The sequence below is a fragment of the Pseudomonas sp. Irchel 3F3 genome (assembly GCF_900187545.1).
Taxonomy (GTDB): domain Bacteria; phylum Pseudomonadota; class Gammaproteobacteria; order Pseudomonadales; family Pseudomonadaceae; genus Aquipseudomonas; species Aquipseudomonas fortuita.
The window spans coordinates 635,813-651,036 of the sequence record NZ_FYDS01000001.1; the positions used below are offsets into that span (position 1 = coordinate 635,813).

Below are 15,224 nucleotides of genomic sequence, written 5' to 3' on the forward strand. Positions count from 1 at the left end.
GAGGGGGCCTCAAGCGCAGCGTTTAGAACGAGGTGTTGGAGATGGCCAGCGAGTTGCTCTGCTGGTTGCCCACACCGGCCGCCACGTTCACGCCCAGGTTGCCGCTGCCACCGTTCACCGAACCGCTAAGGGTTGCAGTATTGGTAACAGGGTTGGCCCAGCCGGTCGGGGTCAGCACTTGGAAGGACACGGTATTGCTCAAGTCGTAAGCACTGCTTTCGCTGTAGCTCTTCGAAACGTCGTTCGAGGATTGTTTCGATTTTTCGCCAGACTTCGAGAAGTCAGACGCCGAAGCATTCTCGTACGAAGAGTCGTGCGACTTGGTGTACGAAGAGTCCTTGGACTTGTCGTACGACGATTGATGCGACTTGTCGTAGTTGGAGTCGAATGCTTTCTCGAACGACGAGTCGTATGCACTTTCGTGCGACTTGTCGACCGATACGTCCAGCGACGCATTCAGCGAACCATCGAAGCTGCTGGAGCGGGTGCGCTCGCGACGGCCATCATCGGTGGTAAGGGTACGCGTAGCGTTGGCTGCTGCATCCAGCGAAGCGTTCAGGTTGGCGCTGCTCGACGAGCTGTTGCTACCGCTGGCAGAGCCGCTGGCACCCCAGCTGTTAGAGCCGCTTGCGGTCGAACTGTTGGACCCGCTGGCATTGCTGGATGCCGAGCCGCTGGAGTTCCAGCCACTGGAGCCGCTGGAGCTGGCGCTTTGCGAGCCGGCCACGCTGAAGCTCGACGACGAGCTGCGGTCGTCGGTCGAGTTGAACGTGCCATCGCGCGAGCTCGAACCGCTTGCCGAGGTGGTGATGGTAATCGTATCAACCCGGTAGGTGCGGTCTGCGCTGTTGTTCACAGTCAGGCCTGGGCCGTCCTGGTTGGCGGAAGCAGTGGCAGTGGCGTTACCCAGTGGGGCACCCGTGTTGGCGATGGCCATGGTGTTTTTCTGTTGGTTGAGGTCGCCACCGGCAATGTTGATGCCGATGTTGCCCTCAGCCCCGCTGGCCGAGCCGCTCATCACAGCCGAAGACTGGGTCGAATAGTTGTCGACCCGGTTGTTTCTGCTGGTTTGCTCAACGTCGGCAGTGGCATTGGCCATGCCGAACACGAAGCTGTTGTCCAGGCTCGACTCGGAGCCGGCATTGGCGATGGCAGCGGCGTTGTCTTGCTGGTTGCCGTTACCGGCGGCGACGTTGATACCAACGTTGCCGCTGGAGCCTGTGCCCGAGTCACTCATCTCGGCTTCGTTGATGGTGCCTTGATTGCTGATGCGATTGTTGGTGCTGCTTTGGGTATCCCAGGCATTGGCCGTTGCATACACAGGGATCTTGGTGGGTGGAGGCGTGTGCTGACCATTGTTATTGTGGCCGTTGTGGTGGTCGTTGCGCCGATCGTTTTGTCCAGCTTGTACAGCAACAGCCATGACCGCAGCAATTGCGAACACCAGAGGCTTGATTGCCATCGAGGGTTTCATGGTGATTCTCCGTACTTTATTAGGTTAAGTGTTGTTCTTAACTGATTGGGTCAATCCGCGACCCGGATGCTCAAGGTGTTGGCCATTCGGTTTCCCACCCCGGCACTCTGATTCAGCTGGATCACCCCACGGCTACCGGTGAATGCCTGGTCACTGGTGGTGACCTGGCGATGGCCGAGTGCGGTGTCAGCTGGATCGGAGTTGTTGAGCAGCGCCACGTTCTGCTGCATGAGGACGCTGTCGTCGATGCTTTGCGGTTGAGCGCTGAGGCTGATGCTCAGGGCATTGGCTTGCTGGGTATTGGCACCGGCGCTCTGGTTGACACCCAGTGCGCCACTGCCGTTGCTGAATGCGTTGCCTTGAATGGTTGAGCGGGCATCCATCGCAGGGTCAGCCGGCGTGTTGAGCCGTTGCCGGATCTGTGTGCTGGCGTTCGCTTGCGGCCCGACGGCGATGGCGCGGGCATTGACCTGTTGCTGCTTGTCACCCGCGGCCTGGTTGACAGAGAGGTTGCCCTGATAGCGGCTGCCGGAATCGTCGATGTCGGCGTTGTTGATGACGGGCACCAGGGACTGGGCGAGGGCTGGCGCACTGCACAGGGTGGCCAGAATCAGCAGCATGTGCTTCATCTCACTTGCCCCCGCCTGTCAGGATCTGCAACGGAGCGAGCCCGCGCTGAACACTTGAGTTGACCATGTTCGCGATCCCGTTGCCCGATCCCCCGGTGCCGCGCCCACCCGACAGGTTGGGCAGTTGGTTCTGATTGCCGAGGTGGCCACCCAGGTTGTTGGTTTGCTGGGTGATCATGTTGCTGATGCCTGCGCCACTGCTGATGCTGGCGAAATCGCCATCACTCAGCTCGTTGGTCTGCTTGAGCACGTAGGCAGAAGGGTTGGCATTGACTGTAGTAGGGCTCGGGTCAGGGATCAGGGGCGGTATCGTCGCATTGCGCACCTGCACATCGCGCTTGATGATGATGATCCCGTTGTCCGCCTGGGCCGTCAGGCTCAGTGACCCGAATACACAACCCAGCAGTACCAGGTGATAGAGGCGTTTGTCACTCTTCCTCACGACGGCAACTCCTTCTTTGTGCGCTGGCCCTGTTCAGCGATGCGAACAACAGAGCAGAAGGTGTGCCGCTTTTGAGAAGCGTTTGCAGATCAATGGGTTAAAGCAAAGGGCTGAGAATCTGCGGCGTATTCTGTCTCAGGGTTGATACAGATAGCCCGGGGGATTGCTGGCCAAGCCAGCAGTGGCTTTGACTGGAAGGGTTTTTGCAGGGGTGTTTCACTGGCTTGACAGTGACCCCGATGCGGGGGCAGGCCCCGCATTTTCGGGGGCTTTGCCCCACCGGTGTGTCTCAGAGGCTTAACACTCGGTCGGGCATGCTGGCGTATCGCTATTAAGCAGTGTAGCAACCGCTTGCAGGGCCAGCAATTGGCGCTGTGGCCAATTGCCTTCAAGTATCTGGTGTGGCTGGTGGTGCCGCTTGAGCCAAGCCAGGCTGTCGTTGAAAAAGCGTTGGCGGTCGTTGAGATCGGGCTGGCTACGCTGGCCATCAGCAACCCAGTCCACGCCTTGTGGGCTCAGCAGCAGGTGCAGGTCGTAACGCCGGGCAAGCAGTGCCTGTTCCAGCCAGGGCGGGCAGTCATCGAACAAGGCGTGGCTCCAGAGCATGTTGCTGAGCAGGTGAGTGTCAAGGATCAGCAGTGGCGGGGCCTGCTCGCGGGCCCGGTCCTCCCAGGCCAGCTGGCCCCGGGCGATGGTGGGGATATCGGCGTAGCAGGTATCGCGGCACTCTTGGTCGATGAAGTGGCGCACGTACTCGGGCACCACCACGCCGCCGAAATGCGCCTGAATCACACCACTGAGCCAGCTCTTGCCACTGGATTCGGGGCCGCACAGTACCAGGACCTTCATGGGCTGCTCTGCGTTCATGCCTGTACCAACGCCGGATCCCGACGCCATTCCAGCCAGCCGCGCACGGCGATCAGGGTAAGCACGGCGAAGAAGCCCGCAGTGAAATACAGCTGCTGGTGCAGGTACTGGCCCACATAGACGATGTCCACCACCACCCACAGCGGCCAGCATTGCAGGCGCTTCTGGGCCATCCACAGTTGCGCTACCAGGCTGAAGCCGGTGAGGGTGGCGTCGAGCCAGGGCAGGGCGGCATCAGTCCAGTTGGCCATGGCTGCACCCAGGGCTGCGCTCAACAGCAGCCCGGCAGCCAGGCCACTGAGCAGTGCAGGGCGTTGCAGGCGGGAGACCTGGCGGGCATCTTCAGCATGGCCGGGGCGCTTCCATTGCCACCAACCGTACAGTTGCAGGATGGCGTAGGCCAGTTGCAGGAGCATGCCCGAATACAGCTTGACTTCGAAGAACAGCCAGCCATAGATCAGCACCATGACCAGCCCGATCGGCCAGCACCAGGCGTTCTGCTTGACGGTTAGCCAGACAGCGGTAACGCCGAGGACGGCGGCGATGAGTTCAAGGCCGGACATCGGCGATCCTTGGAGAGTCTATCGAGGGAAGGGCGCGATTGTAGCGGTTCGGCTGGGGAAGGTGTAGGGCGTCAGGTGGCCGGGGCCGCAAAGCGCCCCCGGCAATCTGAAGGTCAGACCCGGAACTGGCGCAGCAATTGTTCCAGTTCCTCGCTCAACTGCCCCAACGCCACTCCGGCATCACTGGACTGCCGCGCCGCATCGGCAGTCTGCTGGGACAAACCGGCGGTATCCAGCACGTTGCGGTTGATCTCCTCGACCACATGCGCCTGCTGCAAGGTGGCGCTGGCAATGGACGCATTCAAGGCGGTGAGGTTGTTCAGCGCCTGGTTGATGGCATCCAGGCTGGCGCCGGCCTCGCGGGCTTGCTCCACGGTCTGGCGCGAGGCTTCGCTGCTGGTGTCGATCGCCTTGACCGCCGCGTCCGACTGGCTTTGCAGGTGCGCGATCATGGTATGGATCTCGGCCGTCGACTGCGCGGTGCGCTGGGCCAGCAGGCGCACCTCGTCGGCGACCACGGCAAAGCCGCGGCCTTGCTCGCCGGCCCGCGCGGCCTCGATGGCCGCGTTCAGCGCCAGCAGGTTGGTTTGTTCGGCGATGGAACGGATGACATCCAGCACGCCGCCAATGCGCGTGCTGTGCCCGGCCAGGTCGCGGATTACCTGAACGGCCTGATCAATGGTCAGCGACAGTCGATCGATCTGTGCCAGGCTGCCGTGGATGGCCTGTTGGCCGTGCGTCACCTGCTGCTGGGCAGTGCGCATTTCGCCGGCGGCCTGTTCGGCGGTCTTGGCCACGTCTTGCACCGCGTAAGTCACCTCGTTCACGGCGGTGGCCACCTGGTCCATCTGTAGCGATTGCTGGGCACTGCGCTGTTGTGCGGCCCCCGCATTGTCACCGACGTGCCCGGCGGACTGGGCCAATGCATGGGCTGCACCCTGCAACTGGCCGACCACCCCTTGGAGCTTGCCGTTGAAACGGTTGAAGTGCTCACCCAAATGGGTGATTTCGTCACGGCCATGCGTATCCAGGCGACGGGTCAGGTCGCTCTCGCCGCTGGCGATGTTGCCCATGGCCTGCACGGCCTCCTGCAAGGGGCGGGCGATGCTGCGGGCAATCAGCAAGACCACCAGCGCCATCAGCAGGGCAATGCCCACGCCGACCAGCGAGGCGTCGCGCAGCTGGCGGGCGAACTCGGCCTGCACGTCATCGACGTATACGCCCGACCCGATGATCCAGCCCCACGGCTTGAACAGCTGTATATAGGAAGTCTTGGCCACCGGCTCGCTGGCGCCCGGCTTGGGCCAGCGGTAGTTCACCGGCCCGGCGCCCTGCTGGCGGGCCAGTGCGACCATCTCGTTGAACACGGCAAAACCGTCGGGGTCGCGAATGGCCGAAAGGTCCTGGCCGTCAAGCTTGGGGTTGGCCGGATGCATGATCATCTTCGGCCCCAGGTCGTTGATCCAGAAATAGTCGTCGTGGTCGTAGCGCAGCGCTCGCACCACTTGCAGCGCCTGTTGCTGGGCGGCTTCGCGGCTGAGTGCACCGGCCGCCTCCAGCCCCTGGTAATAGGCCAGCACACCGGCTGCTGTCTGCACCACGTGGCGGGTCTTCTCCGCCTTGGCCTGGTACAGGTCACCGTGGATCTGGCGCAGCATCAGCAGGCCCAGCACCACCAGCATGGCCACTGCCACTACAAGGATCAGCCACAAGCGACGGCTGATCGACATTGATCTCAAGGTCTTCATCCACGAGCTCCCGCATTGTTCTTTTTATAGAGGTGCATCCAAGCATGCTTTGCGGCAAGGCCCCACTCGACTAATGGCTAGGTGCTATCTTTGTCAGAGTCTGTAGCAGGTCGCGTAAAGCGATTGCAAAGGGGCTCTGTCAGGATTTCGGCCGCGCAAGATGAAACCTTTAGCAGCCGTGAACTTTTCTACTGGCGTTGCGACCAACAGTCGCTGTAAAACAGCCGGGCCGCGTGCGGCAACTTCAAGCAAATCAAGAACAAGGGGCGTGCAACAGGCAGCGCTCCATCCGGGGGAATGATGGATTTTTGGACTGCCTTTCAGGCAATCATCTTAGGCGTGGTCGAAGGGCTGACGGAGTTTCTGCCGATCTCCAGCACCGGGCACCAGATTATCGTCGCCGACTTGATAGGGTTTGGCGGTGAACGGGCCATGGCTTTCAACATCATCATTCAGCTGGCGGCGATCCTGGCAGTGGTGTGGGCGTTTCGCGGCAAGATTCTCGATGTGGTATCTGGTCTGACCAGCCAGCCCAAGGCACGGCGTTTCACCGGTAACCTGCTGTTGGCGTTCTTGCCGGCGGTGGTACTGGGCGTATTGTTCGCCGACCTGATTCATGAGTACCTGTTCAACCCGGTCACCGTGGCGACGGCACTGGTGGTAGGCGGCATCATCATGCTCTGGGCTGAGCGTCGCGAGCACCGCGTGCAGGTCGACCATGTAGACGACATGCGCTGGAGCGATGCGCTGAAGATCGGTTTCGTCCAGTGTCTGGCGATGATCCCGGGCACTTCGCGCTCCGGCTCGACCATTATCGGTGGCCTGCTGTTCGGCCTGTCGCGCAAGGCGGCGACCGAGTTCTCGTTCTTTCTGGCGATGCCGACGATGGTGGGTGCGGCGGTGTACTCGGGCTATAAGTACCGCGACCTGTTCCAGCCAAGTGACTTGCCGGTGTTTGCCATCGGGTTCGTGACTTCGTTCATTTTCGCCATGATCGCGGTGCGTGCGCTGCTCAAGTTCATTGCCAACCACAGCTATGCGGCATTTGCCTGGTACCGCATCGTTTTCGGGCTGTTGATTCTGGCGACCTGGCAGTTCGGCTGGGTTGACTGGTCTACAGCACATGGCTGAGGCGCTGCGCGGGCAAAGGGCTGACGGCGTGCGCAACGTGCGCTTGAAATTGCTGCTGTTGGGCTTGCTTTGCCTGTTGCCCGGCTTGGGAGCGGTACGCATGGGGTGGAGCCATCAGGCCTGGTGGCCGTTGGCGCTGTACCCGGCAATGAGCCTCATCAGCCTGTTGCTGTACTGGCAGGATAAACAGCAGGCGCGTACGCAGGCCTGGCGCACCCCAGAAAAGGTGCTGCACGCCAGCGAATTGCTGGGTGGGTGGCCGGGTGCGCTATTGGCCCAGCAGTTGTTCCGGCATAAAACCCGTAAGGTTTCGTACCAGTTGGTGTTCTGGGGGATTGTGCTGATGCATCAGGTGTTCTGGGCCCACTGGCTGTTTTTTGAGGGGCGTTATCTGCCTTTCAATTGATTTTTGCCTGTATCGGCCTCTTCGCCGGCTTGCCCGCGAAGAGGCCGATACAGGCTGACTAGATCAACAACCCTGCCTGCAACCGCTTGGGCAATCGCCGCACCACCAGTTGATGCGAACGCTGCAACACATCACACAGCTCATCACGCCCCATGGGGTAGGGCAGCGCCATGCTGATCCACCGCGCCCGCGCCAGATAAGGCGCAGGCCGCACCCCTGGGCGATCGCAGTAGCCCAGAAACAGCTCATCGGCCACTTTGAACGACAGCCCCGCACCCGCCAGGTCGAGCACCGCGAACATCTTGTTGCCCGCCACCGAGAACACCCGGATGCCGCCCCACTTGTAGTCTTCCCGTGCACCCGGAAGGCTCAGGCAAAACGCGGCCACCTGGGCTTCGCTCATCTTCCTTTCAGACATACCGCTCTCCACAGGCCTCGAATGATGCCGCCAGGTGATCAATCCACACCCGCACCGCAGGCAGTACGCCGCGCCGGTGCGGGTACACCGCCTGCAGGTAGCCGCCTGGCAGTGACCAGTCTGGCAGCAGGCGCACCAGTTCGCCGCGCTCAAGCTCTTCTTCGCAGAACATGCTGGGCAGCGCGGTGAACCCCAAGCCGGCCCGTACAGCGGCGTTACGTACTACGAAATCATCTATGGCCAAGCGCGGCTCCAAGGCAATTTCATGCTGTTTGCCATGCGGGCCGAGCAGGCGCAAGTGCACCAGCCGGTCTGCTTCGGCGGCGCCCAGTACCGGCAGTGACGCCAGCTCACCCGGTTCGCGGATGTGGTCGGCGAAACCGGGCGCGGCCACCAGTTGCATCTGCGCCTGGCGCAGGCGACGAGTCACCAGGGCCGGGTCTTCGTCGCCCAGGTCGCGTACGCGCAGGGCGACGTCGATGCCTTCGGAAATCAGGTCGACGCGGCGGTTGAGCAGCACCATGTCCAGCTGCACCAGCGGGTACTGGGCAAGAAAGCGGCTGATCACATCTGGCAGAAAGGCATGCGCCAACGCCACCGGGCATGACACCCGCAAGCGCCCGCGCGGCTCGCTGCTCATGCTGGCCACGGCTTCATCGGCGGCTTCGGCCTCTAGCAGCATGGCCTGGCAGTGGTGCAGGTAGCGTTCGCCCACCGCAGTGAGCTTCAGCTGCCGTGTGGTGCGTTGCAGCAGGCGGGTGCCCAGGCGCTCTTCCAGCTCGGCAATCCGCCGCGACAGGCGCGATTTGGGGATGCCCAATTGACGCCCGGCGGCGGCAAAACCGCCGGCTTCGACCACGCGGGCAAAGTAGAAAAGGTAGCTGTTTTTGTGGGCATCACCACGTTCAAATCCAGCGTAACTGACTGACATAAAACAGAAAAACACCCAAATCCATTTTGACTATAGGCAAAATGAGGCTCCTCGGCTTCAGCCTGCCTACCCTCTGACCAAGACCCGTCAGATCTCAGCATAGCCACCTCGCTGTGGCGGGAGGAACACCATGAGTACGTACACTTTTAGAGCAGAATGCCTAGACGACGTTTTCGGCTTTCTCGGGGCATTGGCGCTCAGGCACCGCATCGATTTCTGCACCCTTCAACTTGATCAGCTCTTCCCGGATGTCGAGGTCCTGCTCCGCATCGATGGAACGTTCAAGCAACTGCTTGCCGTGGTTGAATTGGTGGATGATGCTCATATCATTGCTGAATCGCTTGAACGACTATCGTAGGAAATCGATATCTTATTTCCCCTTATTATAGGGTGCGCCTAGCGGATTTTTTGTTCGTTGGCCTCGATCGGCAGCTGATTGTTGTGTGCGCACAAGTCTTCTAAGACTGGCTGGTTACGGCCAGAGGTGGCTAGCAATTTTCCGATGTAGTGGGCGCGATTCTTTTCAAACTGTATAAAAATGTCATGTTGAATTTTTCTTATTTATATCGCGGATTTCTGTGGTAGCGATTTTTATCAAATCTTCTGGGTTTCGTTCTGCATATTTTGCTTCAGCCATAGCCATCAATGCGATAGGGCTAATTCCCAACTTAGCGCACAGATCACGCACCAACGCGATCGACGCTGAGTATTCCCCTTTCTCAATGTTACGGATGTAGCGTTCAGTAGCGGCGGGCTGAAACGCCTCCTGAGTGAGGCCTCGATGCAGACGAACGGAGCGAAAAACGCTCCCAAAAGCTTCGTTGTAGTCCATGCGCAGCGCTCAAAAGCGAGTATTCAACACGTTGCGCACGCAAAGGAACAGGAAGTATACTTCCGGTTCTGTGGTTTTTTGTGCGTTTTCTCGGGCTCGGCCCCTCTCTACGTTTATTGCAATGATGGCAAGACGGCAGCAGCCGTCTCTGGCGAATCGGCTCCTTCCTTGAAGATGGATAAATAATATGTTCGAAACCAACGATCAGGCACGTCTGCAACCCAGCATCTATTTTGTCCCGGAGGAGGGCACTCACCGGTGGGCGTACATCTCTCAGACGGCCAACAATGAATGGTTCTACGTAACCTATGAGACAGTCGATGAAGAAGTGGTGTGTCGCCAGCAGATGATGATTCCGATAGCACCCTACGTACTCGCCCTGGCAACCCGGGATACTCCGGAGGCATTCATTAGAAGTGTCCAATTGGTTTCGCCGCCATGGCTGAACGAGCGCGATACCTGGCTAATGGAGGAGATAAAGGAAATCAGGCAGGTTGGACCAAAGTTTGTGTATGAGCTGAGTGACGGCAGGGTTTATCCGGCTGAGCTTGCTGCCCTAGAGGCTAAGACCATGTGGTCCAAGGGTGACTGATAAATGTATCGCCCTCTAGAAATTGGACTGGTATCACGGTTCTCCAGCCTCTTCGCTGGGCAGGGAAGTGCGGAGGACGGTCTTGCATTCGAGTGCATGAATGGGTGGTTCGATCTTATTGCGGCAAATCTCCAGCTTGTCGAGCGTTATGCAGAGCTGGAGCGATTGAGGGTCGAAATCACACAGGTCAAGCAAAAATTTGGGCAGTTGCGTGTGTACCATCGAGGTGGTGATAGGGTGGTTGATCGACTTCTCGACATTGCAGAATTGGTCTCCGCGAGTACTTGCGAGGTTTGTGGGGCTGAAGCGAATGTGGTTGAGCAGCAAGGGTGGCTCCGGGCCTGTTGTCATCTGCACCGAGACGTAACGGAGCCTGACTCAGTGCTCACTAGTAAAGCCGGCCACATAGACGCCTACGTGAAATGTGTGGCGCTCTTGCTTTGGTTTTTCAAAGATAACTCTGTGAGGTGGGTAAACCAGGAGTGTCTTGGACTCGGTGGCCGGCGCCCGTCTGAGCTTTTGGCCTCAAGCGAAGGGTGTGAACAGGTCTACACGCTGATTCGACGGTTGGAAAGCGGGGTGGGGGTGTGAAACTCAAGGCCGTCTATCACTTCCACACTGTGATGGCCAACCGTCCTGGCCTTGAAAGCTACCTCCGTCAGAGGTTGGACTGGGAATTTCAGCAAGGCACAGTGGATTTCGGCCACGTGCGCAGCGTCGTGTCATCACCAAGACTGGAGTCTCACTCTGTACGTTGCTTCAGTCATCCTCGGCTCGCGGTGGCGGGGGATTCTTACCTTAGCCTCCACACGATGCTTGCAGACGGGTATCGTAAGACCTATGCATTATCGATGGCCGATTGGCTTGAGATACAAGATGCTGTGGAGAAGGTGGAGTGGTGTGAGCCATTTGAAACGGCGGTAATGAATATCCAGATCTGGCCGTTCGCCCCCTGCGAGCTGGACACTTTCGCGAAGGCGATTGCTGTATCGCTGAGTTTTACTCCAGCAGAGCTGATGGCGGAATCAAGGATATCGTTAGCTCTGGATGAACTCCTGAAGGACTGGGGCTATAGCGTGGATGAATTGTGTGACTGACTTACTGCGTGGCCAAGCAGTGGAGGGCGGGCGTCTTCTGATTAATACTGAGGAGTAGTTGGTCATCTCATCATCGCATGCAGATATAGTAGTTATTGGCATGGGGCAGGGTGTCATGAGCCGACCCGCCGTTCCGGCAGAAAGGTACCAGAAATGACGATGAGAAGCTGTATAGTCTTCTATATTTTTGAAAGTAACTACACATTGTCAAATTTTGAAATGTTGCCATCAAAGAAGTCAGTTAAGGGAGTGAGAGGAGTTAGACTGGCATCCATTCCTCTCACACCTGATTTTAGTGTTTTGCTCAGTTATCGTTATAAAACCTAACTTCTGGAAGCGGGTCGTTTATTGCGTTATCCAAGAGAGACTTCAACTCTGGGTGATGCGTGTTTGTGTTGGATGTTATAATGGCTTGCGCCAGTTTAACGCAGCCAGTCCTGATCGCTGAAATAAAAACTATTTCTTTCGTGATAGAGTGCTGGGTAGCGTAAGAGGTGCTTTCGAATAGGTCAGGCAAGCATTCTGCCAAAGTTGCGATGTCTTCATTGCCCAGCCAGGACTGGCGAACTAGGTCACAAGCTACCGTCAACAAAGGGGGTATTACAGCAGGTCTGCCAGATTCGATTAGATAAATAACCCTAGGGATATACTTGTCTGCTATTTCATCTAAACCCAACTCTTTTGCCTTCGCTACAGCACGGGCAGCGAACATGACCTTGGTCGCGTCTTTATCTTGGAGTCCCTGTCTAATTGTTCTGGCCAGCTCGGTACTCAATTCTGGAATATGTTGAGTAAGATAGCAGTATGTCAGAGTTGTGGCGGGGAAGTTTTCTTGCGAAGAAAACTCTTTAAATCGCAAGATTAGATCTGTGGTAACCTGCTCTTTGACAAGATATGGCACGATGCTGCTTGCGAGAGCCTCCGCAATCATTGGTCCTAGTGGTACTCGATTGGAGAAAATTTGGGAAGGACTATCGTCATTTGATCGCCTCCATACCGCCAGCTGATTGAAGCACGCGAGAGCTTGATCCGGAGTAGGCGCTAACCTGTTGTCAGTGATTCGTGACGCCCATGTCAGCTTATCTAGATCACTCGACTCAAAGGGTGTTGGGATTTGATACAGGCGTTCTCTAATGAGTTGATCCGTTTTTTTCCGGTCAGACGATGGCAGCAAGCTAAATATGTGAGGGTACAAGTTTGTGTTTGGGAGAGTATCAAATTTATAGTCGGGTCCATATATCGCAGTAGCTAGATGAATGTTCTCTGTCTCGGTGGTGAATCCCTTTGTCACCAATGGCAGAAGGCGCGCGATGGTAGAAGTGCTAATGCCCGGTAGAGAACTCGATTGATTGAGCTTTTCCACCAAATCACTGGGGATACCTTCTACTGGATTGGTTATTAAGGGGCGAGGTGCGATCGTAGATTTCGCGATTGACTCAATCATCTCCAGGATTCTCAGTGATATTTTTGGATTGGTTCCCCTTGATCCTGGGTTATTTATGATTAGCTCGGGCCATTCATAGCTATTTTTTTCGCTTGGCAGCGGGAAGCTCAGAACTGCCTCAGCTAATTCGTTCTGCTGGCTAGCGGGAATGGACGCAAGGCTATAGTTAAGTAAGTTGCCGTACGCCTTACGTGTCCATAAATGTCGAATAATTGCGCTGTCTTTCAGGCTGATCGCGAACTGAAAGGCTTCTTTTGCTTCATTAGGCGTAGACCTCACGATTAGCCTAGCGTACACCTCAAGCATCACTCGAATTCTTGAAGCTGCAAAGCTTTTGCTAATTCCACTTGAGATATATTTTTCTGAATAGTAGGTAATTGCATTTCGGCACAGCTGCTTGGTTTCTTGAATCGTCTCTTCAGTGGCTGCTGCGACATTGACTCGTGAGAATACGCGATTTAGGTTGTCCGATGTGTCAAGAGTAGAAAATCGCAACGAGAGCCCCATGCGGTCGCGCTCTGAAAGCTCATCCAAGAAAGCAATTTGTTCGAACTGGGCCGAAAATACATTTACACCATGGTAGGTTGGCAACAAGCCTGTCGACCGCATAAGGCCGTCAGCAATTAAAAGTACATGAACCTCATTGTTGAAGCGTATGGTTTTCGAATTGTCTTTGTATCGACCAACTTGAAAATATGGTTCGACTGATGATTTTTTGTCATTTTCATCAAGGCGCGTTCTTACTTTGCCTTTGAGGTGCTCAATCTCGTCCCAAGGATCACACTTCCATTTAGATAAGATAGCCTTGGGTAGAGCGTTAGATCTGGTGTCATCTTTGAAATCGACAACTCTCATCAAAAGCTCTGCCCATGCAAGCCTTGATAAAATTTGTACTGAATTCGGGCTTTTCCTATGCTGCTCGATGAGTTGTGCATGGCCGTCTTGAATCAGCTTCGTCGCTTTTTCAATTTCCCCAAGCTCAGCTAGCACCCCAGATTTTCTCAGCTTCCATTCCGGAGAGTGTTCAGGGAGCAGAAGAACACTGCTTTCCACCTCTGCATAATTAAGATTGAGCCTAGCGCGGTTGATTTTGAAGTAAGCAACTTCTGTGGCGGCATCAGGCCAATGCTGTGTTAAAGCATCTATATGTGCAATTACTGTATCTTCAAATTTGCTTAGCTTATCTAGTTCGCCGATGGACCAACGAGCAGAATTTAGCAGGGTCAAGGCGATTTCAATTTGTTGTCTTCTAGGTAGAGTCACTGGTTCCTTAATGACGCTAACTAAGGCATCAAGCAGCCAGGTTGGCAGCGCGTCAAAGGTGATGCCGTAACGCCAGGATACCTCATATAAAATCCGCTCGCGCAGTTCCGGCGTGCATGCATCTAAAGTAGTGGGGTTTATACTCCTGAACCCATATTGTCCTTGCAGCATAAACCGCAATCCATAAGGACAGACCATCCAGTGCGGATAGCTTTTACGGTCAGCTTCCATTGCTGATACTGCATTTTCGAGAGAAAGATTCTCGATCGACTGCGGTCTCCACTCGGAGGCATGCTTAGGCTTGAGATTATTGAGCGCGCTGATAAACAGTTCTGTAGCTTGTAGGTGCTGAAGGCCTGGGTCGTCCAGATGTTTCACTGCATCCCATAGATCGATGGGCGCCACGTTAATAGATTCGAGATATTTTCTTTTAGCACTTGAAAGATTCAGGGCACCTACCAAGTACACTCTACGCGATTGACTTTGCAGATGATCGCGGACCCAACCGGTCCACTGTAAAAAATTAGGATCATCGCCAGAGAAGCCCAGTAAACATAGCTCGTTCTCGATAAATACTTGGCGAGAAAAATTTACAAACGCTGCGTGAGTTTCAGGGTAGCGGCGGTAGTCTTCCTGAGTGAATATCAACTCTTCGGTAATATTGACCGTGCCATGAAGCTTGGTGATGCGGGGTGAAGTAACGGCAGCCAAGTCGGTTTGCTTAGTCACAGTGCTGTAAATTGGGTCATGAACACGCTGGCTGGCACGTTCAAGAAGAGTGTCCCAATTAGTTGTCAGAACATCGGACCAAGGGAGCTGCAACAGCTTGGTATGCAAGACACCGGGCGACCATGCTGAATCATCGATCTCCGCTCGGATCAAGTCATTGAGTGTTTGCTGTCCGAATTGAGCCTTGTATAATTCAGCCAAACGCAGGGGGTCTTGATACGCTAAATTTGGATCTTTAGGATCCAGTTCATTCGCGAGTTTCCGTGAGAAATCCATCCACAGCGGCATCTGTCGTGAACTTTCGCCACTTTGTGCAGCACACCGGCTAAAACCTGCCCCGACCATTACAGCGGCCCCTCGATACGAGGCATCCTGGCGCCAGAGTACGCCTGCTAGCTTCTTGAGCGCAGGGTAATCTTGGAGAGATGTTACTTTCTGATCAGCAAAGTCCATATATGACGTCCGTCCGAGGTAAATTTCAGCGCGATAGCGTATGGCCATCGTACTTGACCCTCCCGCGGTTCTCCAGGCTGTGGGCGTGGCGATTGGTCCAGCACGTCGAAGATTGACGATCGGGAATCGCCTTTGGAGAGGCTTGAGCAGCGTTTTTGTATTCGCCAGGCCTTGGCGCAAGTACCTTTCGAACAGCCAGCAGGTA

At 56.2% G+C, this 15,224-nt stretch carries 17 protein-coding genes; 5 read left to right on the forward strand and 12 right to left on the reverse strand.

All coding sequences use genetic code 11. The features are described from left to right. Positions 1-22: 22 nt before the first annotated feature. The 6 genes from CKW35_RS02970 to mcpP form a co-directional block, all read right to left on the reverse strand. The gene (locus tag CKW35_RS02970; protein ID WP_016486451.1) at positions 23-1,474 is read right to left on the reverse strand and encodes a hypothetical protein; all 1,452 of its coding nucleotides are present in this window, start codon (positions 1,472-1,474) and stop codon (positions 23-25) included. Between the two features lie 50 nt (positions 1,475-1,524). After that, positions 1,525-2,103, reverse strand: coding sequence for a hypothetical protein (locus CKW35_RS02975; protein WP_016486452.1), 579 nt, complete (start codon positions 2,101-2,103; stop codon positions 1,525-1,527). Position 2,104: 1 nt separating this feature from the next. Then, positions 2,105-2,545, reverse strand: coding sequence for a hypothetical protein (locus CKW35_RS02980; RefSeq protein WP_016486453.1), 441 nt, complete (start codon positions 2,543-2,545; stop codon positions 2,105-2,107). A 297-nt stretch (positions 2,546-2,842) separates the two neighbouring features. Next, positions 2,843-3,412: an AAA family ATPase gene (locus tag CKW35_RS02985; RefSeq protein ID WP_016486454.1), complete on the reverse strand. Its 570-nt coding sequence runs from the start codon at positions 3,410-3,412 to the stop codon at positions 2,843-2,845. Continuing rightward, on the reverse strand, positions 3,409-3,975 hold the full coding sequence (pnuC, locus tag CKW35_RS02990; RefSeq protein ID WP_016486455.1) for a nicotinamide riboside transporter PnuC: 567 nt from the start codon (positions 3,973-3,975) through the stop codon (positions 3,409-3,411). Before pnuC ends, CKW35_RS02985 begins: the two co-directional genes overlap by 4 nt. A 113-nt stretch (positions 3,976-4,088) precedes the next feature. Continuing rightward, the gene (gene mcpP, locus CKW35_RS02995; RefSeq protein WP_016486456.1) at positions 4,089-5,723 is read right to left on the reverse strand and encodes a methyl-accepting chemotaxis protein McpP; all 1,635 of its coding nucleotides are present in this window, start codon (positions 5,721-5,723) and stop codon (positions 4,089-4,091) included. Positions 5,724-6,023: 300 nt separating this feature from the next. On the opposite strand from mcpP, the gene CKW35_RS03000 reads away from it, so the two are divergent. Next, a complete protein-coding gene (locus CKW35_RS03000; RefSeq protein ID WP_031312576.1) occupies positions 6,024-6,854 on the forward strand; it encodes an undecaprenyl-diphosphate phosphatase in 831 nt (276 codons plus the stop codon). After that, positions 6,847-7,260: a DUF1294 domain-containing protein gene (locus tag CKW35_RS03005; protein WP_016486458.1), complete on the forward strand. Its 414-nt coding sequence runs from the start codon at positions 6,847-6,849 to the stop codon at positions 7,258-7,260. The genes CKW35_RS03000 and CKW35_RS03005 overlap by 8 nt, the downstream gene beginning before the upstream one ends. Positions 7,261-7,318: 58 nt before the next feature. Here CKW35_RS03005 and CKW35_RS03010 read toward each other — a convergent pair whose 3' ends face one another. The 4 genes from CKW35_RS03010 to CKW35_RS03020 all read right to left on the reverse strand — a co-directional run bounded on the left by CKW35_RS03010 (position 7,319) and on the right by CKW35_RS03020 (position 9,441). After that, positions 7,319-7,678, reverse strand: coding sequence for an MmcQ/YjbR family DNA-binding protein (locus CKW35_RS03010; RefSeq protein ID WP_016486459.1), 360 nt, complete (start codon positions 7,676-7,678; stop codon positions 7,319-7,321). Beyond that, positions 7,671-8,609, reverse strand: coding sequence for a LysR substrate-binding domain-containing protein (locus CKW35_RS03015; protein ID WP_095115000.1), 939 nt, complete (start codon positions 8,607-8,609; stop codon positions 7,671-7,673). The genes CKW35_RS03010 and CKW35_RS03015 overlap by 8 nt, the downstream gene beginning before the upstream one ends. Positions 8,610-8,769: 160 nt before the next feature. Then, positions 8,770-8,934 carry a hypothetical protein gene (locus CKW35_RS28235; RefSeq protein WP_159971655.1) on the reverse strand — a complete coding sequence of 55 codons (165 nt, stop codon included), beginning with the start codon at positions 8,932-8,934 and terminating at the stop codon, positions 8,770-8,772. A gap of 216 nt (positions 8,935-9,150) precedes the next feature. Next, a complete protein-coding gene (locus CKW35_RS03020; protein ID WP_095115002.1) occupies positions 9,151-9,441 on the reverse strand; it encodes a helix-turn-helix domain-containing protein in 291 nt (96 codons plus the stop codon). 187 nt (positions 9,442-9,628) lie between these two features. On the opposite strand from CKW35_RS03020, the gene CKW35_RS03025 reads away from it, so the two are divergent. Further along, positions 9,629-10,033: a hypothetical protein gene (locus CKW35_RS03025; protein ID WP_095115004.1), complete on the forward strand. Its 405-nt coding sequence runs from the start codon at positions 9,629-9,631 to the stop codon at positions 10,031-10,033. Between the two features lie 33 nt (positions 10,034-10,066). Here the strand turns inward: CKW35_RS03025 and CKW35_RS28490 are convergent, their stop codons facing one another. Next, positions 10,067-10,360, reverse strand: coding sequence for a hypothetical protein (locus CKW35_RS28490; RefSeq protein ID WP_256583341.1), 294 nt, complete (start codon positions 10,358-10,360; stop codon positions 10,067-10,069). 135 nt (positions 10,361-10,495) lie between these two features. Here CKW35_RS28490 and CKW35_RS28810 point away from each other — a divergent pair, with 135 nt between their 5' ends. Together CKW35_RS28810 and CKW35_RS03035 are read left to right on the forward strand one after the other, a co-directional pair. Continuing rightward, on the forward strand, positions 10,496-10,624 hold the full coding sequence (locus CKW35_RS28810; protein WP_371855217.1) for an antitoxin Xre/MbcA/ParS toxin-binding domain-containing protein: 129 nt from the start codon (positions 10,496-10,498) through the stop codon (positions 10,622-10,624). Further along, positions 10,621-11,130, forward strand: a complete 510-nt coding sequence (locus CKW35_RS03035; RefSeq protein WP_095115008.1) for a hypothetical protein — start codon at positions 10,621-10,623, stop codon at positions 11,128-11,130. The genes CKW35_RS28810 and CKW35_RS03035 overlap by 4 nt, the downstream gene beginning before the upstream one ends. A 304-nt stretch (positions 11,131-11,434) precedes the next feature. Here CKW35_RS03035 and CKW35_RS03040 read toward each other — a convergent pair whose 3' ends face one another. After that, positions 11,435-15,067, reverse strand: a complete 3,633-nt coding sequence (locus CKW35_RS03040; RefSeq protein ID WP_256583342.1) for an SIR2 family protein — start codon at positions 15,065-15,067, stop codon at positions 11,435-11,437. Between the last annotated feature and the right edge of the window lie 157 nt (positions 15,068-15,224).